This window comes from Pseudoxanthomonas taiwanensis (genome assembly GCF_010093135.1).
GTDB classification, from domain to species: Bacteria; Pseudomonadota; Gammaproteobacteria; order Xanthomonadales; family Xanthomonadaceae; genus Pseudoxanthomonas; species Pseudoxanthomonas taiwanensis.
Genome location: NZ_PDWK01000156.1, coordinates 1 through 545, shown reverse-complemented (window position 1 = coordinate 545; position 545 = coordinate 1). Strand labels below are relative to the sequence as shown.

The 545-nt window shown below is 69.4% G+C and carries 1 protein-coding gene; it reads left to right on the top strand.

Annotated elements, in window-relative coordinates:
• The coding region (locus tag CR938_RS14345) for a transposase (RefSeq protein ID WP_162125626.1) at positions 1-522 on the top strand (522 nt) is incomplete at its 5' end.
• Positions 523-545 lie beyond the last annotated feature (23 nt).

Here is a 545-nt window from a genome sequence, read left to right as displayed (position 1 = left end):
ACGCACGAATCGGCCAGCGATCCGGACGCCAGGCTTTACCGCAAGGGCAATACCGGGGCGCAGCTGAGCTACCAGGCCCATGTGCTCATGGAGCATCGCAGCGGCCTGGTGCGTGCAGCGTGTGTCACGCAGGCCAGCGGCCATGGTGAGCGTGACGCGGCGTTGGCGATGCTTGGTTCGCTGCGCGGCCGACGACGGCGCACGCTGGCCGCGGACAAGGGGTACGACACGGCGGACTTCGTCGCGGGCTGTCGGGCCATGGGTATCACCCCGCACGTTGCGCAGAACACCTCGCACCGCCGCAGCGCCATCGATGGCCGCACTACCCGACACGCCGGGTATGCGATCAGCCTGCGGACGCGCGCCTGGATCGAAACGCACTTCGGATGGCTCAAGGCGGCTGCCGGAATGCGTCAGGTCAAGCAGCGCGGCCTTACGAAGGTCGAGGCGCTGTTTCAGCTGGCGATGGCGGCGAGCAACCTCGTCCGCCTGCCGAAGCTGATCGCCGCGGGGGCCGCGTGATGGCGGCCCCGGCGGGGAAGGTG